General features: G+C 69.2%; 21 protein-coding genes. 10 read left to right on the top strand and 11 right to left on the bottom strand.

The window, feature by feature from the left end:
* Positions 1–7: 7 nt before the first annotated feature.
* The 3 genes from BO221_RS07955 to BO221_RS07945 form a co-directional block, all read right to left on the bottom strand.
* A complete protein-coding gene (locus BO221_RS07955) occupies positions 8–355 on the bottom strand; it encodes a calmodulin (RefSeq protein ID WP_073559790.1) in 348 nt (115 codons plus the stop codon).
* Positions 356–373: 18 nt separating this feature from the next.
* Positions 374–907 carry a hypothetical protein gene (locus BO221_RS07950; RefSeq protein ID WP_073559789.1) on the bottom strand — a complete coding sequence of 178 codons (534 nt, stop codon included), beginning with the start codon at positions 905–907 and terminating at the stop codon, positions 374–376.
* Positions 908–1,043: 136 nt separating this feature from the next.
* Positions 1,044–3,236 (bottom strand): ATP-binding protein, encoded by a 2,193-nt coding sequence (locus BO221_RS07945; RefSeq protein ID WP_073559788.1) that lies wholly within the window; start codon positions 3,234–3,236, stop codon positions 1,044–1,046.
* A 156-nt stretch (positions 3,237–3,392) separates the two neighbouring features.
* Between BO221_RS07945 and BO221_RS07940 the strand changes: the two genes are divergently transcribed.
* The 3 genes from BO221_RS07940 to BO221_RS07930 all read left to right on the top strand — a co-directional run bounded on the left by BO221_RS07940 (position 3,393) and on the right by BO221_RS07930 (position 5,130).
* Positions 3,393–3,980, top strand: coding sequence for a response regulator transcription factor (locus BO221_RS07940; RefSeq protein WP_073559787.1), 588 nt, complete (start codon positions 3,393–3,395; stop codon positions 3,978–3,980).
* A 290-nt stretch (positions 3,981–4,270) separates the two neighbouring features.
* Positions 4,271–4,732 carry a hypothetical protein gene (locus tag BO221_RS07935; RefSeq protein ID WP_073559786.1) on the top strand — a complete coding sequence of 154 codons (462 nt, stop codon included), beginning with the start codon at positions 4,271–4,273 and terminating at the stop codon, positions 4,730–4,732.
* 17 nt (positions 4,733–4,749) lie between these two features.
* Positions 4,750–5,130, top strand: coding sequence for a hypothetical protein (locus BO221_RS07930; RefSeq protein WP_073559785.1), 381 nt, complete (start codon positions 4,750–4,752; stop codon positions 5,128–5,130).
* 14 nt (positions 5,131–5,144) lie between these two features.
* On the opposite strand, the gene BO221_RS07925 is transcribed toward BO221_RS07930, so the two are convergent.
* Positions 5,145–6,086: a DUF2381 family protein gene (locus BO221_RS07925; RefSeq protein ID WP_083680843.1), complete on the bottom strand. Its 942-nt coding sequence runs from the start codon at positions 6,084–6,086 to the stop codon at positions 5,145–5,147.
* Between the two features lie 118 nt (positions 6,087–6,204).
* Entirely contained in the window at positions 6,205–7,977 is a 1,773-nt protein-coding gene (locus BO221_RS07920) for a serine/threonine-protein kinase (RefSeq protein ID WP_083680842.1), read from the bottom strand.
* A gap of 208 nt (positions 7,978–8,185) precedes the next feature.
* Here BO221_RS07920 and BO221_RS07915 point away from each other — a divergent pair, with 208 nt between their 5' ends.
* Complete coding sequence (locus BO221_RS07915) at positions 8,186–8,671, top strand: GIY-YIG nuclease family protein (RefSeq protein WP_073559784.1); 486 nt, start codon at positions 8,186–8,188, stop codon at positions 8,669–8,671.
* 54 nt (positions 8,672–8,725) lie between these two features.
* Here BO221_RS07915 and BO221_RS07910 read toward each other — a convergent pair whose 3' ends face one another.
* The gene (locus BO221_RS07910; protein ID WP_073559783.1) at positions 8,726–10,516 is read right to left on the bottom strand and encodes a serine/threonine-protein kinase; all 1,791 of its coding nucleotides are present in this window, start codon (positions 10,514–10,516) and stop codon (positions 8,726–8,728) included.
* Between the two features lie 292 nt (positions 10,517–10,808).
* Entirely contained in the window at positions 10,809–11,096 is a 288-nt protein-coding gene (locus BO221_RS07905) for a hypothetical protein (protein WP_083680915.1), read from the bottom strand.
* 200 nt (positions 11,097–11,296) lie between these two features.
* Here BO221_RS07905 and BO221_RS07900 point away from each other — a divergent pair, with 200 nt between their 5' ends.
* The 4 genes from BO221_RS07900 to BO221_RS07885 all read left to right on the top strand — a co-directional run bounded on the left by BO221_RS07900 (position 11,297) and on the right by BO221_RS07885 (position 15,933).
* Positions 11,297–13,480 (top strand): tenascin-X, encoded by a 2,184-nt coding sequence (locus tag BO221_RS07900; RefSeq protein WP_073559781.1) that lies wholly within the window; start codon positions 11,297–11,299, stop codon positions 13,478–13,480.
* A 124-nt stretch (positions 13,481–13,604) separates the two neighbouring features.
* The gene (locus tag BO221_RS07895) at positions 13,605–14,252 is read left to right on the top strand and encodes a hypothetical protein (protein WP_073559780.1); all 648 of its coding nucleotides are present in this window, start codon (positions 13,605–13,607) and stop codon (positions 14,250–14,252) included.
* Between the two features lie 27 nt (positions 14,253–14,279).
* Positions 14,280–14,753 carry a hypothetical protein gene (locus BO221_RS07890; protein WP_073559779.1) on the top strand — a complete coding sequence of 158 codons (474 nt, stop codon included), beginning with the start codon at positions 14,280–14,282 and terminating at the stop codon, positions 14,751–14,753.
* 73 nt (positions 14,754–14,826) lie between these two features.
* The gene (locus BO221_RS07885; RefSeq protein WP_233165780.1) at positions 14,827–15,933 is read left to right on the top strand and encodes a phytoene/squalene synthase family protein; all 1,107 of its coding nucleotides are present in this window, start codon (positions 14,827–14,829) and stop codon (positions 15,931–15,933) included.
* Positions 15,934–16,039: 106 nt separating this feature from the next.
* Here BO221_RS07885 and BO221_RS07880 read toward each other — a convergent pair whose 3' ends face one another.
* The gene (locus tag BO221_RS07880) at positions 16,040–17,020 is read right to left on the bottom strand and encodes an aldo/keto reductase (RefSeq protein ID WP_073559777.1); all 981 of its coding nucleotides are present in this window, start codon (positions 17,018–17,020) and stop codon (positions 16,040–16,042) included.
* A gap of 264 nt (positions 17,021–17,284) precedes the next feature.
* On the opposite strand from BO221_RS07880, the gene msrB reads away from it, so the two are divergent.
* Positions 17,285–17,674, top strand: coding sequence for a peptide-methionine (R)-S-oxide reductase MsrB (gene msrB / locus BO221_RS07875; RefSeq protein ID WP_073560260.1), 390 nt, complete (start codon positions 17,285–17,287; stop codon positions 17,672–17,674).
* Positions 17,675–17,677: 3 nt separating this feature from the next.
* On the opposite strand, the gene BO221_RS07870 is transcribed toward msrB, so the two are convergent.
* Entirely contained in the window at positions 17,678–18,277 is a 600-nt protein-coding gene (locus tag BO221_RS07870) for a DUF938 domain-containing protein (protein ID WP_073559776.1), read from the bottom strand.
* 213 nt (positions 18,278–18,490) lie between these two features.
* Between BO221_RS07870 and BO221_RS07865 the strand changes: the two genes are divergently transcribed.
* Positions 18,491–19,957, top strand: a complete 1,467-nt coding sequence (locus BO221_RS07865) for a mechanosensitive ion channel family protein (RefSeq protein ID WP_073559775.1) — start codon at positions 18,491–18,493, stop codon at positions 19,955–19,957.
* 99 nt (positions 19,958–20,056) lie between these two features.
* On the opposite strand, the gene BO221_RS07860 is transcribed toward BO221_RS07865, so the two are convergent.
* Together BO221_RS07860 and BO221_RS57255 are read right to left on the bottom strand one after the other, a co-directional pair.
* Complete coding sequence (locus BO221_RS07860; protein WP_073560259.1) at positions 20,057–20,755, bottom strand: head GIN domain-containing protein; 699 nt, start codon at positions 20,753–20,755, stop codon at positions 20,057–20,059.
* Positions 20,756–20,849: 94 nt separating this feature from the next.
* The gene (locus tag BO221_RS57255; protein ID WP_073559774.1) at positions 20,850–23,987 is read right to left on the bottom strand and encodes a protein kinase; all 3,138 of its coding nucleotides are present in this window, start codon (positions 23,985–23,987) and stop codon (positions 20,850–20,852) included.
* Between the last annotated feature and the right edge of the window lie 115 nt (positions 23,988–24,102).

The raw sequence follows: 24,102 nt of genomic DNA, 5'->3' as shown, positions 1-24,102 counted from the left end.
CTCTCCGTCAGGGTTTGACTTCCCGTTTCAGCCGCGAGTCCCACGGACACCAGTGGCAACCCGGGAGGAAAGCGCCGCACGCCTCGTCCAGATGATCCTCGACATAGGCCATATTGGCATCACACACCTCGATGGCCATGGTGAAGAAGGTGATCGTGTTTGGATCCAGATGGTACGACCACCTGGGGTTGTAGGGCGCCGGGCGCTTCACGATCCTGCCCATGACGTGAATCTGGTTCTTCTCCTTTCCTGAGAGGATGTCACGCGCCTGCTGGATCTTCGCCGGGTCGGTCAATTCGAAGATGAACTCCTGATCCTCCCGCTGCATGAATGAGAAGTAAGCGGTCTCGGCCATGGGCTTCACCTGGGTAGGCTACGGGTTGTGCGACCAGGTGCTGGGGAATTGCAAGAGCTGGGCGACGACCTGGTTCGGCGCACCGGCAGGCGCGAGGTCGACAGGCTGCTGAAGCTGGTAGACGTGGCCCTGCGGCGGAAACGCCGAGAGCTTGTCGTTCACCAGCCAGGCCGTCTTGGTATTCGACAGCACCAGGGGAGGGCCCCCGCCCGGCGGTTTCTCGATCGTCAGCGTGAAGTCCAGGAACTTCGTCTGCCGGAAGGTCGGCGGGAGATTGTGGGTGAGCTCGAGCAGGCTGAGCGGCGTCGTGTCGATATCGGCCTGACTCATGGTGACCTTGCCCAGCACGGGGCTGTCGGCCGACACCTCGAAGCCAATCACCTTCAGCTTCACGCCGCCGAGCCCGCCCGTGAGGTTCGCCTCCACCCGCTCCCTGATCCCCCCCTTGAAGTCCAGGTTGACGATACCAAGCACGTCGAGCTTGAGGGGAATATTGACCGCGTAGCAACTGCTCGGGATTTCCAGACCGATGGGAGGCAGCAGACCGAACATGGCTTCACTTTCCTTTGATGTGAGGTTGAAGGACGGCACGACGGGTGGCGTCGAAGGAAAGGAATAACCACCGAATCCCAATCAAGTCGATTCAGCGTTTTGTTGAATTGACAGACGGGCGAGGGTGTGCCGGTCCTCAGGCGGACGGGAGGGTGCAGCGGAAGAGGGCACCGCGGCCCGCGTGGCGGTGCTCGGCCTGGAGCCGGCCTCGATGCACCTCGAGGATGGAGCGGCTGATGGACAGACCCATGCCCAGCCCTTCCTGTTTGGTGGTGAAGAAGGGCTCGAAGATGCGCTTCAGGAGCTCCTCGCTCAGCCCCACCCCGGTGTCCTCCACCACCAGCTCCACCTGGCCCGGCTGCCGCCAGGTGCTCACCCACACCTGCCGCTCGCCGGGGACGTCACCCACCGCGTCCAGGGCGTTGATGATCAGGTTGAGCACCACCTGCTGGAGCTGCACGTTGTCTCCCCAGACGGGAAGGGGAGCGTCGAACAAGTGGAGCGTGAGCTTCGCCCCGCGCAGCTGGGCGTCCGTACCCACCAGACGCACCACCCCACTCACCAGCTCGTTGAAGTCATGAGGGGCGTACTGCGACTGGCCCTTCTTGAGCAGCGCCCGCATGTGGCGGATGACCTCACCGGCCCGCTGATCGTCGGCGATGATGTCCTGGAGCACCTCGTGCAGCAGGACCGTGTCCATGGGCGTGCGTTGCAGGAGGCGCTGGGCGGTCTCGGCGTTGGTGCGGATGGCGGCCAGGGGCTGGTTGAGCTCGTGGGCGATGGAGATGCCCAGCTCCCCCACGGCGGCCACGCGCTCCAGGTGGGCCCGCTCGTCCCGGGCCTGGCGCGCCTCCTCCTCGGCGCGCTTGCGGGGGGTGACATCCACCAGGGAGACGACAGCCCCACCCTCGGAGCGCTCCAGCCGCCGGGCGCGCAGCTCGAACCAGGTGCCCGGCATGAGGCCACGGAACTCCACCACGCCTTCATGGGAGCGCCTCGCGAGGACGTCCTCGACCAGTTCCACCACACCCTTCAGCCCTCCATGGCCCGCGCGCACCGCCTCGCGGAAGGGCTCCAGCCAGGAGCCTCCCGTCACCCAGTGCTTCCCGGCGGGCAGTCCATCCGGGCCCTCGATCCGGCTCGGGGCCGGGTTGGCGCGCAACACCACCCCACCGCTGTCGAGGATGGCCACGGAGCCCGGGAGCGAATCCAGCACCACCCCGTTCAGCCGCTGGGCCCCCATGCGCCGCCGCCGCTCCAGCAACAGCACGACGATGAGCGCCAGCATCAACAGGCCCGCGCCCAGGATGACCGTCACCTGCCAGCGGTAGCGCTCCCAGAAGCCAGGCTCGTGGAAGCGCATCACGCTGCCGGGAGGTAGCCTGCTGGTGGGAATGTGCAAGCGCACCAGCTCCCGGGCATCGAAGACGAGCTGGTTGGACTCCAGGGCCCCGGAAGGCAACTGGGCGAGGGGCTCGCCGCGGAGGACCCGCAGGGCTCGCCGCGCCACGTCCTGGCCCAGCAGCCCATAGTCCATCAGCACCCCCCCGACGATGCCACTGCCCAGCATCGTCCCGTGGACGCTGAAGAGGGGCGGGCTCCCGCCGGCGTGCAGCAGGCTCGTCACGTCGCGGGTGACGAGGCTCTGCCCCGCCGCGTCCTGCATGAAGCCCACGACGATGACGATGGTGTCCTCGGGCAGCGTCCGCGCCCGCTGCCGCAGCTCCTCCAACGTCAGCCCCGTGAGGGCGATGAGCTCACGGCCCGGCGCGGCGGCGCGGACCTCCCGCGCCACGTAGTCCCAGGCGGCCACCTCGCGAAGACTCGAGCCGAGGACGAGCGCGACGTGGCGCGTGTCCGGCAGCACTTGCAGGGCCGCCCGCACGGTGCCCGGCACGTCCAGGTCCGCCCAGTTGCCCTTCACGTAGGGACTCTGGGGCAGCGTGTCGACCAGGAACGCGTCGTTGTAGATGGAGAAGAGCGGCACCCGTGGCCACAGCTCCTGTTGCAGCTTGAGCACGAACGGGGTGGCGTCCGCGTAGACGACGATGACCTCGGGCCGCCGCTCGCGGTATTTGACCAGGAAGAAGTCGCGCAGCGCCCGCTCGTATGCGGTGCTCTCGAACCAGCCCATGTCCAGGTATTCGATGTTGACGACGACGGACCCCCGCCCCTCGTTCGTCATCGTGCGCTGGAAACCCTGGGTGAGGTCCGCGATGGCCGGCACCGTGGCGTCCTCCGGCACGAAGAGCAGCACTGTCTTCACCTGCTCGGAGGCCCCGGCGGGAAGAGTCATCAACCCCAGGAGCAGCAGGACCAGGAGGCGCATACAGGGTCCGGGAGTGTAGTCCGGGTCCTCGGGGTACGCACCCGAAGTCCGAGCGTGTAACCTGGGAGCTCGCCGCCGGGGGTACAGCGGGCCGGCGTACAGGGGACTCTCGCCGTGCAAATACCTCCACCTTCCACGCGGGGTTCGGTGTTCGTGATGGATGACGATCCATCGGTGCTGCGTGGCCTCACGCGCATGTTCCAGGTGGAGGGGTATGACGTGGAGGGTTTCTCGCACCCGCGGCAGTTGCTGGAGCGGGGACCCGGCCCACGTCCGGGATGCGTGGTGATGGACCTGCGCATGCCGGAGCTCAACGGGCTGGAGCTGCAGGAGGCGCTGGGCCGCGCGGGCTGGAAGCAGCCCCTCGTCTTCATCAGCGGGCATGGGGATATACCGGCGGCGGTGAAGGCGATGAAGGCCGGAGCGGTGGACTTCCTCTCCAAGCCCTTCAGCAGCGAGGAGCTGCTGGCGGCCGTGGAGCGGGCGCTGGAGCGGGATCGGGCGGCGAGCCGCGCCGAGCAGGAGCACGAGGCGTTGCGATCCCGCTTCTCCACCCTCAGTCCCCGGGAGTGGCAGGTGTGCCGGCTGGTGGCTCAGGGAATGCTCAACAAGCAGATCGCCGCCGAGCTGGGGACGGCCGAGCAGACGGTGCGGTTGCAGCGCTCCCGCGTCATGGAGAAGTTGGCGGTGGACTCGCTGGCGGAGCTGGTCCGGCTGTTGGAGCGGTTGGACTCCCAACCCTGACAGGTCTCCTCTGGCGTTCGCAGCTACATTCTCTACCCCACGGGACCCGTACGCGACGTGAACCGACCAGCGGAGGCCTGTGTCCGGGGCAAGGGAAGCCCACGGGCCTGCCAGCCGGGATGGGGTCTGCCAGGTTCCCTGGCCTCAGGCGGATGATACCGAACTGCTGTTCACCATCCACCGCCAGTGAGACACGCAGCGACATGCAGGTTGATGCCTACCCCGATCCGGAGTCTCCTGAAGCGGTCAGACTTCGCTGAAGGCTTGAACGGAATAACAGGGGCCAGACCATGAGAGTGATTTCTCTGCTCATGCTTGCTGTAATGGCAGGCGCCGGATGTGCCCACCCGCAACAACCACCGGAGCGGACAGTCTATGTTATTTCCGATGATTCGAGCGGAGTCGGGGGAGCGGGCGGTTACGACTGTGCCGAAGAACAGATCAAGTGTTTCGATAGATGCTGGAACCGGGCGCCCCCACTTACGAGCATTAAAAGGGGCTCTGGCAAGCACCATGAATACTGTACCGAGGAGTGCCGAAAAGAATACAATGAGTGTGTCGAAGAACAGGAGCAACTAGAACGTGAGAGGAAGAAGGATCGGCATTTCTCGAACATCGACGCGGCGCTTGAATGGCTAAGAAAGCATAACACTGAGGTGGCCATTGGAACCGTCGTTGTCGTTGCGGGCGTCGCATTCGTGGTTGCAACGGGTGGCGGCGGCGCTTTGATCCTGGCTCCCCTCGCTCTTTAAAAAGGCTCGGTGTTCAAATGACGCAAATCAAAGACTTTGAGATGGATGACGCCCTCAGAATTTTGGATACCGCGAGCAAGATGTATCAGACGGGCTCAAGAGAGGAGGCAACAATCCAACTTGCCGCGATTTCGCTGCTCTACGTCCGACGCATAAGAAAACTGGACGACTTCCTTGGGTATTACCAAGAGTTTTTCGACCCCGCGTTCAGGGTCAAGGTTTCTCATGCGTTTGTGACACAGAAAGAGGCTGATGAGTGGCTATCCAGCGGAAAAGCAGCCGACGGAGAACTCGTTAGCATTGGGGGCCAAGGCTTCCAAGTGGTCCAATCACCGAGGGGGCTGAGTTTTCTTCGGACGCCTCTTCCGGAAGAACTCGGGCCTCCAGCCTCTGAGTAAGGCCTGTCAGCCAGTCAGGGAAAGGTCACTCCATCGAAGAACTCACTCCCGCCGCTCGCCTCCTGGCCCCATAGCTTCAGGTTGAAGACGCCGCGCGCCGCCTCCTCCGTCGTCTCCACCTCCACTCCGACGCGGCCCAACTCCCCCGGAGCGATGGGCTCCAGTGGACTCACGCCGAGCGCCTTCCACTCCATGCCATCGGGCCCCACCAGCACCGCACCAGCAGGCGTCCAGGGCGTGCTCCCGTTGTTCATCAAGCTCAGCTCCACGGCCAGCCGCACCCTCTTGCCCCCGTCTTCCCCGTGCGTAGCGCTGGAGCGATAACTCCGTGCCATGATGCTGGTGAGCGTGTTGCCCGGACGCGAGATGACGCTCTGGGTGATGGTCTTGTCGGCGATGCCACCCTCTCCCAGCAACCCCTGGGCGAGCAGGCCCAGGAGCCCCGCTTGCCCGCTGCACCGTGCCTCCAGCCGCGCTTTGTCCTCCCGGCATTGCCACACTTCCGCTCGCGCTTGCTGCTCGCCCTCGCGGTAGGAGGCGAGCGTGCGCGGCTGGCGTGTCACCTCCACCTGCCGCGCGGCCTCGGATGCGTGCACTACCAGGATGAAGCGGGCGCTCGTCGGGGCCGTGCCCTCCTGGAAGAAGACCGTCATGGGCACGCGCTCTCCCCGCATGAGCGCCCGCGTGGGCACGAGAGCAAGCCCCCTCTCATCCTCTATCACCCGGAAATGCTCCCGCCCGGTCAGCTCCACGCGCCCCAGTTTCGCGTCGAAGAAGAAGCTGGTGGAGAGCCCCGGGTGGATGCACACCGCATGCGCCTCGCCGTATGTGTCTTCCGTCAGCTCCAGATGGCCCGTACCCGCCTCACAGCCAGGTGACGCGGACAGCGTAGAGGCCTCCAGGGGAGCAGCGAGCAACGCAAGTCGCAACAGGGCGGCGGAAGACAGCACGGGCATGGGGCAGGGGTCTCCCGAGGACGTGGACGGGACAGGAGAAGTGGGGCTCTACCACACCTCCTGCCCGGTCATGCCCGCCTCGCGCCCGTCCCATCACCGTCTCGCTTCCCGGATGCCCTTACGGGAAGCGATCCACCACCCGCACCTGCACAACGGGGTCCACCAGCATCTTGCCCGGCGCACTGCCGGGCCACAGCTCGAGGCCAACCTTCTTGTCCGCGTCGAGCAACTCCAGGCACACCGGGTACGTCACCCCCAGAGGCGTGCGAGCCTCGGTGAAGCGCCCGAACACCCGCCCCTCCTTGACGTACAGCCGCCCGGAGAGCCGGGTGTTGTTCGGCAGTGCGATGCGTTCGCCTCGGCCCCAGCGATTGGCATTCACCTCCCAGTGGCCCGGCACGTACAGGGGAGTGTCCTCGTCCACGCGCACGGCCCTGCCCCGCACTTCGGACCAGTGCATTTCCCTGATTTCTCCCAGGCGCAAGCCGAGCGTGACCGTCATGGTCTCCACGGCCCCAGCGGGACACGCCTGGGGGGGTGGAGCGGGGCGCTCGGGCGGCACCTGCTGCGGGGCACCCATGCAGGCCTGCAAGGCGGCACCGGTGAGGCCGAGACACGCATTGCGCAGGGCGGCTCCCCGGCGCTTGGGAGCCGTTTCGGGCTGGGGGCCAGACGTCTGCTGCTTCACGGGGGCACTGTCCTTTCGGGGCGCCAGCGGCGGGGCGGCGGCCGGGGGAGGGGGCGTCTCGGCGGGAGGCGCGACCACGGCCCGCACAGGTTCCGGCGCGAGCCCTTCCGGCGCCATTTCCTGGCCAGGGGTGAGCCACCAGGCTCCCAATGCCACGGCCAACCCCACGCCTACCGCCGCCAGCATCTTCCAGCCGCGCGCCCATGGCTTCGCGACGGGCCGGCGCTCCGGGTGCAGCGGCACCGTCCACACCACGTCCGTCCGGGCCCTCAACGCCTCGAGTGCCTCGTACAGCGCCACCGCGCCCGGGTAACGCGCCTCGGGCGTCTTGGCCAGCAACCGCAGGCACACTTCCTCCACCGCCCGGGGCACGTTCGGGTTGACCAGGTGTGGCGGCAGGGGCGGCTGGTGCAGCACTGCCTCCACGTCCTCGCCCCCGTGCTCGGCGGGCCGGAAGGGGAAGCGGCCCGTCAGCAGCCGGTAGAGGACGACTCCCACCGCGTACAGGTCATCCCCCGGCCCTGCCCGGTAATGCGCGCCCGGCTCGCCCGCGTGCGCGCGGCCATAGGCCCACGCYTCGGGGGYCCGGTAGGGCAGCGTGCCCGGGGGAAACATCCCCTTCGTCAGCGTGGGGTCKCCCTCGTGGTAGCCCACGCCGAAGTCCACCAGCACCGCCTGGCYGGTGCTCAGGYGCACCAGGATGTTGGCCTCCTTCACGTCGCGGTGCACCACGCGCGCCTCGTGCATCACCGCCAGGCCGCGCACCACCTCCAGCACCCGGTCCATCACTTCGCCCAAGGTGCGCCCGGGGTCCCGCCCCCACTCGTCCAGGGTGGGGCCCTCAATCAGCTCCAGCTTCAGCCACAGGAAACGCGGCGTGTCCTCGGGCCATTGGCCCGCGCCCACCTGGCGCCCGAGGTTGGGGTGGCGCAGGCGGGTGCCCAGGGACAGCTCACGCCAGGCGCGCTCGGTGCGTTCGGGGCTCTCCTCCAGCGGCAGCAACTTGAGAGCGAACAGGCGGCCCTCGGGGCTGCGTACCCGGTAGACGATGGCGAAGCCGCCGCGGCCCAGCACCCCCTCCACCACGTCTCCGCAAATGAGCGTGCCAACAGGCAGCGGAGGGAGGTCGAGCGGATTCAGGGCGCCTCCGCCGTGACGGGGGATGGGATGAACGGGGGCGGGGGATGGCGAAGGTGCGGACACGCGGGGCCTACCTCGTAGAACCTCAACGTATCAGGTCGTGCGCCCCGGGTGGAGTCCGGCCATCCGTACTCGCGGGTGACAGGTAGTCCCGCCCAACCGCGACGGGTAGAATCCGCCCATCGACACGAAACGAAGTGATCCATCAAGCAGCGACCTCCTCTCCCAGGAACCCGATGAGAAGGCCGGAACACAGTGAACGAGTGCCTCGATGAAGATCAGAATCGAATGGCAGAAACCCATCCTGCTTTTCAGGAACAAGCAACCCGTCTACACAGACGACGAGATCGAAGCCATTGATAACAAAGCGGGGGTCTATTACTTCGCTCGAAAACACGGGAGCAGTGTGGAGCAGCCATTCTACATTGGCGAAACGCTCGCGCTTCGAACCCGGCTGAAGCAGCACCTGAATTCAGTCAAGATCATGGACGCTCTCCGTGGATACGAGAACCCGAACACGGTGCGCATCGCGCAAGGTCCCCGGTTCTTCCACTATGGCTATCTTTCAGGAGATGCCCGGGACAAGAAGAAACGTCTCAAGATAGTCCAGCGCTACCTGATCAACGAAGCCCTCTCCATGCAATGGCTCTTGTTGAACAAGCAGGGCACCGCCATCCGTCCCACCCATACGCTTTCATTCGAGGGGAATTCGGCGGGAAGAGGCTGCTATCCCAAGTCCGCTGACGTGGAGGACTAGCGGCCCTGGGAGTAGACCCTCACCCCAACCCTCTCCCAGAGGGAGAGGGAGTTCTCAACGCTCGGGGATGTCCGCCAGCTTGAGCTTGAATTGCGTCGTCTTGCCCGCCCGGATGGGAACCGACAGTTGCCGCCGCTTTCCATCCGCTCCCTTGATGCGCAGCAGGTGTCTGCCCACCGGCACCGGCTTCTTGATGAGCGGCGTCTTCCCCAACGAGCGCCCGTTCAGGAACACCTCGGCCTCCGGCAGGACCACCAGCGTCAACGTGCCCTGCTTCACGCCTCGCACCGGCTCGTCGTCACCGTCCTTCTTCGCCGGCTCCTCCGGGGTCTCCTGCGTCCGCTCCGAAGTCCGCGCCTGCTCGGCCGCCAGTGCGGTGGGCTCTGGCTCCGCCTTCCTCTGCCCCCCTGGAGGCTCGATGGGCGTCATCGGTGACACGTCCGCCAGGGGCATGGGAATGGGCGTTCCGTCCGCCTCCTGGGCCTTCATCGCCGCGAACAGCTTCACTGCCCCGTAGCCCGCGCTCCCTCCCACCACCAGCAGCGCGATGAGCGCCGCCCAGAACATCCCCGTCCCCTTGCGCGCGGGCTGCTCCGTCGTCCGCGTGTCCTTCGCCTCCAGGGGCGCCTCCCGCGTCACCCGCCTCCCCGTGGTGTGCACCGCCCCCGCCGGCGCCTCCCCCGTCTCCGCCCTCCTCGCCCTCTGGCCCCGCGCGAGCATCGTCTCCTTTGGATCCGCCCGCCGCGGCTCCTCCGGCTTCTCCGCACGCGCACCCGGCCGCGGGGCGTCCGGCGCCGTGGATGCCATGGCCGGCTCCTCACGGCCTCCCAGCATCCGCGCCGCCTCCAGGTCCACCGGCTCCTTCGCCGACTCGACGCTCTCCAGCAGCCGGCGCGTCGCCTGCATCCGGTCCTCGAAGTGCTCGAGCATGAAGGCCGCTCGCTGCTCCGCGTCCATCAGCAGCCCGCCCGCCGCGGCCTCGATGGCCCTCGCCATCTCCCGGCCGCTCGCGAAGCGCTCCTCCCGTTTGCGCGCCAGGGCCTTGAGCACCACCGTGGACACCTCCGGTGGCAGCGTGGGCACCTTGTCCCCCGGCACCGGAATGGGCGCGTCCAGGATCATCTCCATCTCCTGGCGCTCCGTCTCCCCCGAGAACAGGCGCTCGCCCGTGAGCAGCTCGTGCAGCATCACCCCGGCGGCGAACAGATCACTGCGCCCATCCAGCGGCTCGCCCCGCACCTGCTCGGGGGACATGTACCCGGTGGTGCCCTTCACCATCCCCGCCTGGGTGCGCACCACCGCGCCGCGCGCCTTGGCGATGCCGAAGTCCAGCAGCTTCACCACCCCGTCGTACGTCACCATCACGTTCTTCTGGGCCACGTCCCGGTGGATGACGGGAGAGGGCTTGCCCCCGGGCGTGGTGAAGGCATGGGCGTAGTGCAGCGCCAGGCACACGTCCCGCACCACCGCCAGGCTGAAGCCCGCCGGCAGCACCTTGCCCCGGCGCTGGCACACGTGCGCCACCTTGTTCAGGTTCTGCCCCGCGATGAACTCCATCGCCAGGAAGAAGCCCTCTCCGTCCTGCCCCAGCTCGAACACCTGGCCGATGTTCGGGTGGCTGAGCGCCGCGGTGATGCGTGCTTCATCCAGGAACATCTTCTCGAACTGCTCGTCCCCACGAGCGTCCGGCAGCACCCGTTTGAGTGCTACATACTTGCGGAACCCGCCCGGCCCCGACGTGTAGCCCAGGAAGAGCTCGGCCATGCCACCCACCGACAGTTGGGTGAGCACCTCGTATCTTCCGATTCGCTCGCCCTGGTGCGGATCGGGAATGGCGGAATGCATGGCCGCACCATAGCCCACACACCCTGTGGACGGCCTGTGGATGGCGGGGGCTGCCTCTGTGGATAACCCAGGGGATGATCCACACCCTGTGGAAGGCCGGGGATAAGCGCCAACTTCCCCACATGTAGCAGGTTCGGGATTCCTCAGTGGTTCCGCGAGCTTACTGATTTCTCCACAAGCCCACAGCCCCTACTGTTACCCCTGATCAATATAAATACCTATTCACTCAGTACAGAAACAGAGGGCCCTGGGGACAAGTGGAACTGTGGAGAACGGCCCCCGGCCCGAGCCTTCAATTCCGGCCACGGATGAGCGAGACGAGGGTGAGGCGGGCGCGGGGTGCGTCCAGCTCGATCCCCACGTCGCAGCCGGCCAGGAGGAACTCCAGGGTGACGGGGCCGTGGCGGGGCAGCAGGCATCGCTCCTGCCAGGCCTGGACGGCGAGCCGGAAGAGCTCTCCCAGCAGGGTGTGCCGGGTGTCGGAAGGCAGCTGGTCCATTCCGGGCTGGAGCTCGTACGGGATGCAGACCGTGAAGGCCTGCGCCAATTGCTCGGAAATGGCGGATTCGATGGAAGCCATGACCTGGGAACCTGCCAGAAGCATACCGGGGGTGAGGCCCGTGATTCCGAGGGGTTGGCGGGGCTCCCCCGGGGGTGGACCGTAGAAACGCCAGTGCGCGCGAGGGTGGGCTGGTGAACGGGACGGAGGTGGATGTGGGGCGGGCCCCCTCGTCGCTCGGGGGGGGCGAGGCCTATAGGCGTGAGAGCGGGGGCTCACGCATGGCGCGCGGAACGACAGTGGACGGCTGGGGACGGGTGCTGGCGGCGATGCTGCTGTGCGGGCTGCTAGGGGCCTGCCGTGAGGAGCGGCCGCCCCTGGTGGGGTCCTCCAGCCAGGTGCGCTTCTCGCAGGAGGCGCTGGCCTTTCCGGCCACGTACGTGGGTACCTCGCGGGAGGCCTCGGTCCGGGTGGTGAGCGCGGGCCGCTCCGGGGTGGGGGTGGTGTGGAACGGGGTGCAGGGGCCCTTCTCGGCGGAGGGGCTGCCCCCGGAGGTGAGGCCCTCGGAGGAGGCCACGGTGAAGGTGCGCTTCACCCCCAGCGCCGAGGGGGCGTTCTCGGCCACGCTGGTGGGCACGGACGAGGCGGGCCGCACGGTGACGCTGGAGCTGTCGGGGGAGGCCCGGCTGGCGCCCCCCTGTCCCATGCCCTCGGCCTGCCACCGCTTCCGGTTCGACACCGGGCGCGAGGAGTGCGTGGAGGAGGTGCTGGAGGACGGCACGGGGTGCGATCCGGGCAACGCGTGCGTGCTGGACGCGGTGTGCCAGCAGGGCCGCTGCAAGGGGCGCGAGCGCGTGTGTGACGACGGCAACGCGTGCACCACGGACGTGTGCAGCCCGCTGGACGGGTGCCAGTCGGTGCCCGCGCCGCCGTGCCCGGGGGATGGGGCGTGCCAGGAGGGGTGGTGCGATCCGGCGCGGGGCTGCCAGTCGAGGCCCGCGCGCAACGGCACCTTCTGTGGCGAGGCCCGGGGGTGCGATCTGGCGGATGTGTGCGTGGAGGGGACGTGCGTGAAGCGGGATCCTCCGGACAACTTCGTGTGCGCGCCGGCGTCGCCGTGCCAGGGCGAGGGCCGGTGCCGGGGCTCGGTGTGCGAGCGGCCGCCGGCGAGGCCGCTGGTGCCGGACTGGACGTACGACGCGGCGGCCCAGGATCAGAAGCTGCACGATCTGCTGGTGGGCCCCGAGGGGGACGTGACGCTGGCGGGCTTCTTCGAGAAGCCGGTGCTGGACGCTGCGGGGGACGCGCCGGTGCAGGCGCAGGTGACGGGGCGGCGGTGCATGTTGTGGAACGAGCGGCTGCTGTGCATGGACCTGCCGCAGCAGGGGACGGTGTCGCTGATGGAGCGGGCGACGGCGGCGCCGCGGTGGAGCTTCACCCTGGGGAGGGCGAGGCCGGACATCGCGCGGCAGTCCTCGACGCTTTTCATGGCGCGGCTGGCGGTGATGGCGCCGGACCGGTTGGCGGCGCTCTTCGAGGCATACCCGGCGGGGGAGGACTCGAGGACGCAGTGCCGGCTGTACTACCTGGTGGTGCTGGACGCGGCGGGAGGGCTGGTGTCGGCGCAGCTGCTGGAGGATCCGCTGCTGTCCGAGTGCAACCACCCGCACCCGTTCGGGCTGGCGTCGGATCCCGCCGGGGACCTGTACGTGACGTTCAGCCCGACGGTGAACCCGGGGGCGCCGCTGAGGGCGGGGGCGCCGACGCTGGTGATGGCGTTCTCGTCGGATGGGGTGCCGCGCTGGAGGAGGACGCTGCCCTTCCCGGGAGGAGAGCTGGGGCTGGTGCGGGGGCTGCTGATGCCGGAGGGAGGAACGCAGCCGTTGCGCACGTCGGATGGAGAGCCGGTGGGGACGCTGCCGTTGAAACTGGGGAGGGCGGTGGCGACGCACGAGGTGCTGGTGCCGAGCCCCGCGGGAGCGACGGTGAACCCGGACGTGGTGCCGCCGGAGTCTCCGCGGTTGGAGGGGTACGCGGTGCCGGGGTTGGAGCCGGAGTGGACGTACCAGTTGCCGGCGGGGATGAGCTTCGTGTCGAAGGAGCTGCGGCTGGGAGCGTGGCCAGAGGGAGGGGTGAAGCGGACGATGGTGATGGGTTTCGCGACGGAGGGACGGCAGCCGGTGCTGGTGGGCGTGAGGGCGGGGGATGGGAGCGAGGCCTTCCGGTGCGAGCTGGGCTACACACCGCGGACGATTCCGCAGCTCTTCGAGCTGGGGCCGGGGTCGCTGACGATGATGGACGGGGCGACGAGCTGCGGGGAGTGCGATCCGCCCTTCTCGGAGAGCCGGGCGCGGTTCCAGCGCTTCACGCTGCCAGGGCTGGAGCCGGCCGAGGCGCCCTGGCCGGGGACGTTCGGCGGGCCGGGACATGATCACCACGAGGACCCGGTGCGCGCGGCGCCGTGAGAGAGGAATTCCGAAACACCACGTTCGGTCCGAGGGACGCCCGGGGAGCATCCAGGGGAGCACCCGTTCCTGCCTCGCGTTCCCGCCCCTAGCTTGAGGGGTATCGACGAAAGGCGGTGACACCGTGACACAGCCCCCGTTTCCGAGGCGCGGCCTCCTCGCTCCCCTGGCGGCGGTGCTGGTGCTGTGTCTGGGACCGTTCGCCACGGCCCAGGTCACCGTCTCCGTCCAGGAGCCCCTCCTGCTCCAGGTGGGCGAGCACCGCTTCCAGCTCCAGGTCGGCTCCCAATCCATCTCCGGCGGCGGGCTCGAGCTGTACCGTGTCCAGGGAGGCCTGCGCGGCACGCTGAAGGGCCAGCCTGTGGAGCTGAAGTGGCGCGGGGACGGTTCCATCAGCGGACGGGTCGCCGGAGCGTCCGTACAGCTCGACGCCATCCGCCGTTCCTCCCAGCCCGGGCTCGTCCTGCGCGGTTGGTTCGGCGCGGACCCGGCCGAGCTGACGCTGACCCCCACGGGCATCGCCGGCAGCATGGGAGGCTGCGACTACTCGCTGCCCCTGGCCGGCAACCGCTACATGGGCTGGCGCACGTGCGACGTCACCCGCGGCCCGCCCGCCCCCGTGACGCTGCGGATTCCCGAGAACATCGTCCCGCTCGGCCTCGCGGAGGAAGGCGCCCTCCTGGCCCTCCTGCTCTCGGACGAGGCCCTCCCTCCCGCTCCCTCCACGGGGGAGACACCGGGCGTGGGCGGCGCGGGCACCCCATCTCCATAGAGGAGAACCCAGACACAGGAGGCTCCCATGGCACGCAAGGCGTTGGCATGGCTCGCCGTGCTCGGGCTGGTGGCCCCGGCGGGCGCGCAGGAAGTATTGGGAGGAGAGCGCGGCGATGCCGGCACGCAGCGCCTGCCGGAGGACCTCCCCGACAACATGGGCGAGTTCCGCCAGACGCCCCACGATGACACTCCCGTCACCGGCGACGAGGCGGGCGTGGGCGGCTCGGGGACGGCCGGTACCGGCGACGAAGCACGGGCGGGCGAGCTCTACGGCGAGGTGGTCAGCGTGCGGGGGGAGCAACTGTGGCTGCGGCATGGCGGGGCCGTCTTCCCGCTCGAGCTGACAGAGGAAACGCGCTTCGCTCCGGACCGGAGCCAGGCGCTCCAGCCAGGACAGGAGGTGCGGGCGCGCTTCACGCTCGAGGGGGACGGTTATGTGGTGAACGCCCTGGAGCCAGCCGGGCAGGTGCCAGCGGCGAAGCAGCCAGGGGAACGGTGAGGGAGAAGAACGGAGTGCGTGCACGCGGCGCCGGTCTGGGGTAATCCCGAGCCTCGTGCCGAGCGGGAGAGCGATGGAAGACCGTCCGTACGTCCTCATGTCCAGGGACGAGCCGTCACAGCCTCCCGCGTCGACCCGGTTACCGATGCAGACCGAGCCCACCGCGATCACCTTCTGCCGGGAGGTGCTGCCAGCGGTGTCGCGCACCTTCGCGTTGAACATTCCCGTGCTGCCGCGCCCGTTGGACACGGCGGTGATGGTGGCCTACCTGCTGTGCCGGATCGCCGACACGCTGGAGGACGAGGCCCACGGCCCGGCGAGCGAGGTGTTGCTGGCGGAGCTGGCGCGGCTGAGCACGCTGCCGGCGGGGTGGGAGGAGGATGCGCGGCGCTTCTCGGAGGAGGGGGCGCGGGTGCTGCGGGCGCAGGCGCCAGAGGCGGAGGTGCGGCTGGTGGAGGGGACGGCGCGGGTGCTGGAGGCGCTGGCACTGCACGCGGCCCCGGTGCGCGAGCACGTGGCGGCCTGCGTGGCGACCATGACGAAGGGCATGGGGAAGATGGGGGACAAGGGGCGCGCCTCGGGAGGAGGCCTGGGGCTGGCGAGCATCGAGGAGACGCTGGAGTACTGCTACTACGTGGCGGGGACGGTGGGGGAGATGCTGACGCGGCTCTTCCAGTGGTACTCGCCGGCCATCGCCGAGCGTGCGGCGGCGCTGGAGCCACGGGCGGTGGCCTTTGGCAACGCGCTGCAGCTCACCAACATCCTCAAGGACGTGCGCGAGGATCTGGAGCGGGGCAGCTGCTGGCTGCCGAGGACACTGTTGGCCCAGCACGGCCTGACGCCCGAGGCGCTGCTGGAGCCCGGCAACAGGGGCGAGGCGATGAAGGCTCACGGGCAGATGGTGGCGGTGGCGCACCGGGAGCTGCGCAAGGCCTTCGAGTATGTGATGGCATTGCCGGGGCAGGAGCGGGGCATCCGGCTGTTCTGCCTATGGCCGCTGTTCCTCGCGGTGATGACGCTGCGCAAGCTGTATGGCAACGCGGCGGTGCTGGAGCGGCGGGCCGTGAAGGTGTCGCGGCGCACGGTGAAGTGGGTGGTGGCCTCGACGAAGCTGCTGGTGGGCCAGGACGCGGCGTTGAAGCTGATGTTCTCCACGCTGACGGCGCCGCTGCCCCGGTAGGTGACGTTTCGGGCAGAGCCCGCCGGTCCCGCTTCGGATGAACTTGTCCAACTGTTGGACAAGTTCGTGAAGACCGCGCCCGGGAGGTCCCCTCCCGGAGGAGCTTTCAGTTCCATGGCAGGGCGGAGCGTTTCGCCCAGTAGGTCTCCGGAGGCTCGCCGAGGCGGCGCAACTTCTCCCACGCCTCTTCCCCGAGCCTCACCTCCAGCGCACGCACGTTGCTCTGGAGTTGCTCCACGGTGGTGGCTCCGCTCAGCACCACGGACACCCACGGCTGGGCGAGCACCGCGGCGATGGCCACCGCGTCCACCGTGGCGCCCAGCTCTCCGGCCACTTCACGCAGGGGGCGCAGCGCTGGATCCTCGTTGCGAGCCGTGAGCCGTCCGTTGGCGGCGGCCTCCTTGATGATGACGCCCCAACCCGCCGCATGGGCTTCGGCGAGCACCGGGCCCACGGAGGGCTCCAGCAGGTTCCACGTGGCCTGCACGCAGGAGAACAGGGGTGCACCGCCGGCCTGGATCTCCAGGGCACGCCGCAACACCTCGGCCTGCCGGGGCCCGCTGAGCGATAGCCCCACGCGCACCCCCGAGTCCCTCAGCCGCCCGAGCTCCTCCCGGACTCCCGTGTCCTCCAGTACGCCGCTCTCGAAGGTGGCCGAATGGATTTGGTACAGCCGCAGCCAGGGTCCGAGCAGTGTCTGGCTTTCACCCCACTGCCGGCGCAGGGTGGGCAGCGAGTGGTCCTTCACCTCGTGGCGCTCGGCGTCCACACGCCAATCGGCGGTATAGGTGTAGCCCCACTTGGAGCCGGCCACGACGTCCTCCGGGCGCAGGCCACGAGCCTTCAACCACGAGGCGAGGAAGGCCTCGGCACGGCCATAGGAGCGGGCGGCATCGAAGTAGCGGAGGCCCGCGTGGTACGCCGCATCCAGCACCTCATGGGCCTGGCGCTCCATGGCCTCGACGGAGCGATCTCCGTCGAAGTCCTCCGCATGGCCGAGGGTGATGTACCCGGGGCGGCCGAGCGCGGCGAGTCCGAGGCCCAGGGGAGACACGGTGGGCCCGGAGGCCCCGAGGGTGCGTGGCATGGCCTCCTGCCTACCCGAAGCGGGCGGCCACGGGGAGGCTCGTGTGCCGGAGCCGTGGGGGAGTGGACGGCCGGATTGTGGAGAACTTGGGGACGGAGCCAGTGCCTTCCTGTAACCGGAAGGGGCCGAGCGACTTATCAACAAGATATGAGCCAGGAGAGACGAAGCCGACGCGGGGTGCTGGTGTTGCTGCCGCTGCTGGTGCTCGGGGGGCTGGCGGCCGGGGGGACGGAGCCCGGGCATTCACACGAGGAGGGCACGAAGGTGTACGCCGTCCAGAAGACCGATGCGGAGTGGAAGCAGCAGCTCACGCCCGAGCAGTACAAGGTATTGCGCAAGCAGGGCACGGAGCGGGCCTTCACGGGGAAATACTGGGACCTGAAGGCCGCGGGCACCTACCACTGCGCGGCGTGTGGCCAGCCGTTGTTCAGCTCGGAGACGAAGTTCGACTCGGGCACGGGCTGGCCGAGCTTCTGGCAGGCCCTGCCCGATGCCGTGGACACCCACGAGGACAGGAGCTGGCTCATGGTGCGCACCGAGGTGGTGTGCGGCCATTGCGGCTCGCACCTCGGGCACGTGTTCGACGATGGACCGGAGCCCACGGGCCTGCGCTACTGCATGAACTCGGTGTCGCTCGACTTCCGGCCGAAGTGAGCCTCACCCTTCGCGCTTGCGGAACACCACCGTGAAGTTGTTGCCAGGCATGTCGATGACCTGGTCGCGCTCCAGCCCGTGGGCCCGTGCCTCCTCGGTGACGGCGCCCAGCTCGCGCACACCCCAGGCCGGGTTCCGCTCACGCAGCGAGGCATCGAAGGCGAGGTTGCTCGGCGCGGTGGGGCGGCCCTCGATGAAGTACGCCCCGTAGAGGATGAGCGGCCCTCCGGGTGGCAGCACGCGGGCGGCGCCCCGCATCAATCCCTGACACGCCTCCCACGGGGAGATGTGGACCATGTTGATGCACACGATGGCGTCGGCGGACTCCACGGGCCAGGTGGAAGCCCTGGCATCCAGCGCGAGCGGCTCGCGCACATTGGGCAGACCCTCCTCCCGGCGCCAGGCCTCGATGCTCGAGCGGGCGATGGAATCCGCATCCGTGGGCTGCCATTCGAGCTGCGGAAAGGCGCGAGCGAAGAAGACGGCATGTTGCCCGGTGCCACTGGCGATCTCGAGCACGGTGCCGCGCGAGGGCAACAACTGGCGGAGGACGGAGAGGAGGGGCTCGCGGTTGCGTTCGGCGGAGGGGGCGTGCTGTTTCATGGGTTGCGCATGCTCCCTCTCCCCCTTGGGAGAGGGCGGGGGGTGAGGGTCGTCACGGACAATACCCATTGCGCGCCCGTCACAAAAATCCGCCTGATATCCCCTCTCCCCCCGGGAGAGGGACGGGGTGAGGGTATCCGAGTCCGTGTTCATCCCCGGAAGCGAGACTCCGCGTGCCTTGACCCCCTCCGTGCCCAGGGAGAGGCTGGCACGGTGTTGCCCTTCCTGCAGAGCCATCTGCCGCTGATCGCTGGTGTCCTCCTCACGCTGTTGGTCATCGGAGTCCGGGCGGCGAGCTCGGACGCGCAATTCCGCAAGGAGCTGGGAGGATCGCTCGGCTTCCTGATGACGTTCCTGGTGCTGCGCGTGGTGGACGTGCAGTTCGGTGAATCGTTGCACCCGCGAGTCCTCCCGCTGCTGCACGTGGCGTGGATGCTCACCTTCGCCTTCGGCAGCATCCGGGCGGCGATGTCGCTGGCCATCCTGACGGCAACGCGCCTGGGCATCCGTACCGCGCCGCCGAAAATTCTCCGGGACGTGGTGGAGATCTCCCTCTACGTCATCGCCGTGGTCCCCATCCTGCGCGCCGAGCTGGCCATCGATCTGACGAGCCTGCTGGCCACCTCGGCCATCGTCTCGGTGGTGCTCGGTCTCGCGATGCAGGACACGCTGGGCAACCTGTTCGCGGGCCTGTCGCTGCAGCTCGAGCGTCCGTACCAGGTGGGGGACTGGGTCACCATCAAGGAGATCACCGGGCGTGTCGTCCAGGTGGCATGGCGGGCCACGCGGCTGGAGACGTCGCGCAAGGAGATCATCACCCTGCCCAACAACGTCTGCTCCAAGGAGGCGGTGAAGAACTACTCGCGGGGCGGGCAGCCGGTGGGGATGGACCTGTCCTTCCATGGCCCGTACGACCGGGCGCCCAACGAGGTGAAGGAGGCGGTGCTGGAGGTGTTGGAGCAGGTGCCGCTGGTGCTGGGCTCGCCGCCGCCGATGTGCCGCTCGGTGGGCTTCGAGGAGCTCGGCATCCGCTACCAGGTGCGCTACTTCGTGGAGGACTACTCGCAGGCCGACGCGGTGATGGCCGAGTTCTACACGCGCATCTGGTACCGCTTCCGGCGCGAGGGCATCGAGCTTCCGGCACAGCGCAAGCTGAACATGTCGCTGGGAGCGCCGGGCTCCGAGTTCTCCGAGGAGCTGGTCGCCGACATGCTGCGGCGGGTGGACCTGTTCAAGGTGTTGCAGGAGGAGGAGCGGACGAAGCTGCGGCGGGAGATGGTGGCCCGGCGTTTCGCCCGGGGCGAGCACGTGATTGAGCAGGGCGAGAAGGGCAACACCTTCTACCTGGTGGGCCGGGGCGAGCTGAGCGTGCGCACGGGAGGGGTGGAGGTGTCCCGGCTGTCCCGGGGCAACTACTTCGGGGAGATGTCGCTGCTGACGGGCGAGCCGCGCACGGCGACGGTGGTGGCGCTCACGGACGTGGTGCTGCTGGAGCTGGGCCGGCCGGTGTTCGCCCGTCTCTTCGAGGAGCACCCGGAGCTGGCGCCCAAGCTGTCCGGAATGCTGGCGCACCGGCGCATGCAGTTGGAGGCGGCGATGGCGGCCTCGGGCGAGACGCTGCCCATCACGGAGGAGGTGGACATCCTCGGCCGGCTCAAGGGCATCTTCCGGCTCGACTGAGCAAGCCCCTGGAAACGAGAAGGGTGGAGACATGGAGCCCCCCAGCCCCGTGTCTCCACCCCGGTACCTCGTGATCTGCCGCGAGTCCTACTTCAAGAGCTACTCGTACTGCACCTGAGAACCGCCGGAGCTGTTCACCTGTACGCTCGCGGGCTTCTTCCCGGCCTTCACCGTCGAGCCACCGGACAGGTTGCCCTGGATGCTGCGCTCGGGGGAGGCCTCGACGCGGGTGCCGCCGCTGGCCGTCACGTGGAGCGACTCGAGCCGCAGCTTGCCGGCCTCGATGACGGATCCGCCGCTACCGGCAATTTTCAACTCACCCGTGCTTCCCTCGAGCGACAGCTCCGAGCCGCCGCTGGCCGCCAGCTCGACGTTCTTCGAGTCCACCTTGGTGAGCTCCACCTCGGAGCCCCCGCTGGCGGCCACCGCGAAGGAGTCCACGCGGGTGGCCTCGGCGTCCACCTCGGCGCCGCCGCTGGCCGCCACGCTCTCCACGCGCGGGCTGGTGACGTACAGGCGTACGTTCTTGAGACCCTTGTTGAAGAAGGACGAGCCCTTGTCCACCTGCGTCGTCAGCACGCCGTCCTTCACCTCGAGCTTCACGCGGGCCAGGTCGTCCTTGTTGCCCTCCAGGCGCACCGACTTGGGGCCTGGCTTCACCTCGGCGTGGATGCCGTGGCCCACCGCGATGCCGCGGAAGTCGGGGACCTCGATCTGCCCCGCCCTGGCGGCGTCCTGCGCGAAGGCGGACGTGGAGGCCAGGAGGGCAACGGGGAGGAGCAGGGAGCGCAGCTGCATGGTGGGTACCTCGGAGAAGGGAGAGGCGCGGGGCCTCGTGTCCTTCACGGTACGCACCCGGCCGCGAGCGATTGCATGCGGGCCGTCCGGCCGCTCACTCCCGGCCGAGCTTCTCGAGGGGCGCGCGGATGGAGGTGACCTCGCCCGCCTTGATTTCCACCTGGAGCTTCAGGGGTTTGAAGTTGGGCGCCACCAGCCGCAGGGTGTGTTTGCCCGGCGCGAAGGGCAGCCGGAAGAGTGGCGTCTCGCCCAGCGCGCGGTTGCCCAGGTACACCTTGGCGTAGGGCTCGGTGGCGAGCGTCAGGAAGCCCTTGCCACCCGAGGGCTCGGCCGCGCCCGTGCGCTCGCGCTCCAGGGCCTGCCAGGCCCGGTCCGCCTCGTCGGCGGTCGTCACCTGCTCGGGCGACGTCTCCACGTTGGACGCGGTGCGTGAGGCCGTCCGGCGCGAGGGTGTCACCTTGCCGCGCTTCGCCGGCTGCACCGCCTCCGGGGCCTCGGCCTGGAGTTCCTCGTCCTTCGGGGACGCCTCCGCCGGTTCTCCACTCGCGGCGGGGGCCTCGGTCTTCGTCTCGGTCTTCACCTCGGGCGAGCCCGGAGCGGTGCCGGCGTTCGCCTCCGGAGGTACCGCCGCCAGGGCGTCGGTGGGGGCCGGGGTTTCCGGTGGGGCGCTGCCTTCCGGTGCGGCACCCGCTTCCGGCGCGGCACCCGCTTCCGGTGTGGCGGTAGGCTCGGGGGCGGCTGCCTCCGGCGTAGCGCTCGCGGTGGCGGACTCGGGAGACTCGGGAGCCGGGGCCGGATCACCCGGGTTGGCGGGTGCGGCCCGGGCCTCCGGCGGGGACTTCGTGGCGGGAGGCTCGCTGGCCGCGGGTGGGGGCGGGAAGAGCCGCGAGGACACGAGTCCTCCATCCAGTCTCAGCATGACGAGGGCGGCGATCCCTCCCATGAGGAGCAGGACGAGGAGCGCGGCCCACGGCACCCTCCGGTGTGAAGGTGCCTCCGAGGCCTCGTTGGTCACGGTGGCCGCTTCCGAGGCGTTGTCTCCGCGCTTCACCGGGGTGTGTCTGCGGGAGATGGGCTGGGGATGCGCGGGCGTGAGGTCTTCCTCGTCCGTCACCTCGTCCCGGGGCCCAGGGAGGGGCCGGGAGGCCGAGGCCGGTGGCGACAGGAAGGGCACGGTGCGCAGCTCCGGCTCGTTGTCGTCGTCCTCGGGCTCCACGGGCCGGGAGGCGGTGGACGGCGGCCGGAGATACGGAACGGTGAGGAACTCGGGCCCCTCGTCGTCCTCGGGCGGCACCGCGGGAGGCCGGGAGGGCGGGGCCAGCGCCGGCAGGACGGGCATGGTGCGCAGCTCCGGCTCATCGTCCTCGGGCTCCGGCGTCCGGGCCAGGGGCGCGCGCCGGGCGGGCACGGTGGGGCTCTCGGAGGGGAGCGGGGGCGCGGCGGGCCCGGGAGGGAACGTGGGCGAGCCGGTGGGCAGGGTGACGGCGTCCAGGTGCGCCAGCGAGGACCGGCGGCCCGCGCGGGTGGAGTCGTACCGGGGCTGGGTGGCGTCCGGGTCCGAGGCGGCGGGCTGCTCGCCGGTGGGGGTGGTGCGCTGCGGCCGGATGATGGCGGTCTTCAGCCCGGGCTCCCGTGACTCCGAAGGGGCGGGCACGGCGTCCGAGCGGCCCAGGCTGCGCCGCGGCTCGGCCCGGGTCTGCTCCGGAGACGCGGTCCGGCCCTGCTCCACGGGCGTGGGGGAGCGCACCGGGCGGGGAGGCTCGGTGAGGACGGGCAGGGAGGGCAGCGTGGAAGGATCCACCGGGGCCCGGGGCGGCGTGGACTGCGGGGGCCTGGGAGGCTCGGTGAGGACGGGCAGGGAGGGCAGCGTGGAAGGATCCACCTGGGCGCGAGCCGGGCGGGCGCGGGAGGTGGAGGAGGGCGCCGGCGGATGGAGGACCCCGGTCTCCTCGGGAGGAGGAGGCGGCGTGGCGGGGAACTGGGAGGAGGAGGCCGTGCGCTTGTCCCCCGGGGACGAGGCGGAAGGCTTCGCGACCACGGGGTAGGGGACGAGCTCCGTCTGATCCGGCCGTGCGGGGGCGGGCGGCGAGAGTTGGGGCGCGGAGATGGTGGGGAGGCGCGGCGCGCTGGGGGTGGGGGTGCGCGGGGGCGGCGCGGCGGGAGCGGGAGGCGGAGGGGTGGGGGCGTCCCTGTCGGGGAAGAGCTGGGCGAGCTTCACCACGCCCGTGCTGTCCACGCCGGCCCGGCCGCTGCTGGCCAGCAGCTGACGCGTCTGCTCCAGGCGCTCGGCGAAGAGGCGCTTGAGCAACTCACTGCTCTGCTCGGGCAACCAGATGAGGGGGCCCACCGCGCGCTCCAGGGCGCGGGCGAACTCGAGCGTGGTGGCGTACCGGTCCGCCCGCTTGCGCGCGAGCGCCTTGAGCACGATGGCGTCCAGCTCGGGGGGAATGGCCTTGTTGGCGCGCGAGGGCTCGGGGATGGGGCCCTTGAGCACGGCGTTGATCACCGCCATGGGCGCCTTGCCCGGGAAGAGCCGCATGCCGGTGAGGCACTCGTGCAGCACCACGCCCAGGCTGAACAAGTCACTGCGCGCATCCAGCGGCTCGCCGAGAATCTGCTCCGGCGACATGTAGCCGCTGGTGCCCTTCACCATGCCGGCGGCGGTGCGGCTGACGGCGGACAGGCTCTTGGCGATGCCGAAGTCCAGCAGCTTGGTGACGCCCTCGTACGTCACCATGATGTTCTTCTCGGCCACGTCGCGGTGGATGACGGGCGAGGGCTGGCCGAGCGCATCCGTGAAGGTGTGCGCGTAGTGCAGCGCGAGCGCGGTGTCCCTCACGGCCGCGAGCCCGAAGCCGGGAGGCATGGGCTCGTTGGCGGCGCGGCAGGCGCGGGCCATCTCCAGCAGCGTGGCGCCCGGGACGAACTCCATGGCGAGGAACAGCTCGTCATCGTCCACGTCCAGGTCGAACACCTGGGCGATGTGGGGATGGTTGAAGGCGGCGGTGACCTTGGCCTCGTCCAGGAACATCTGGACGAACTCCTCCTGGCCCTGGATGTCCGGGAGGATCTTCTTGAGCACCACGGGTTTGTGGAAGCCGGCCAGGCCCCGCTTGGTGGCGAGGAAGATTTCCGCCATGCCACCGGTGCTCAGACGGCAGAGCACCTCGTAGTTGCCCATCTGCCGGCCGCGCACATCACCCGGCGCGAAGGGGAGCTTCGACCCAGCCATTCGAGAAAACCAAGCTTATAGGACTCGGCGCCCCAAGGTGAAAGCCACCACCGTGATTTTCGCGTGGGAGCGCAATGCCAGCGGATTCCACCCACACTTCCCTCCTCTGGAGCTG

Origin of the sequence: Archangium sp. Cb G35, assembly GCF_001896145.1 — a bacterium.
Classification (GTDB): domain Bacteria; phylum Myxococcota; class Myxococcia; order Myxococcales; family Myxococcaceae; genus Archangium; species Archangium violaceum.
This window is presented reverse-complemented; position numbering and strand designations above follow the sequence as displayed.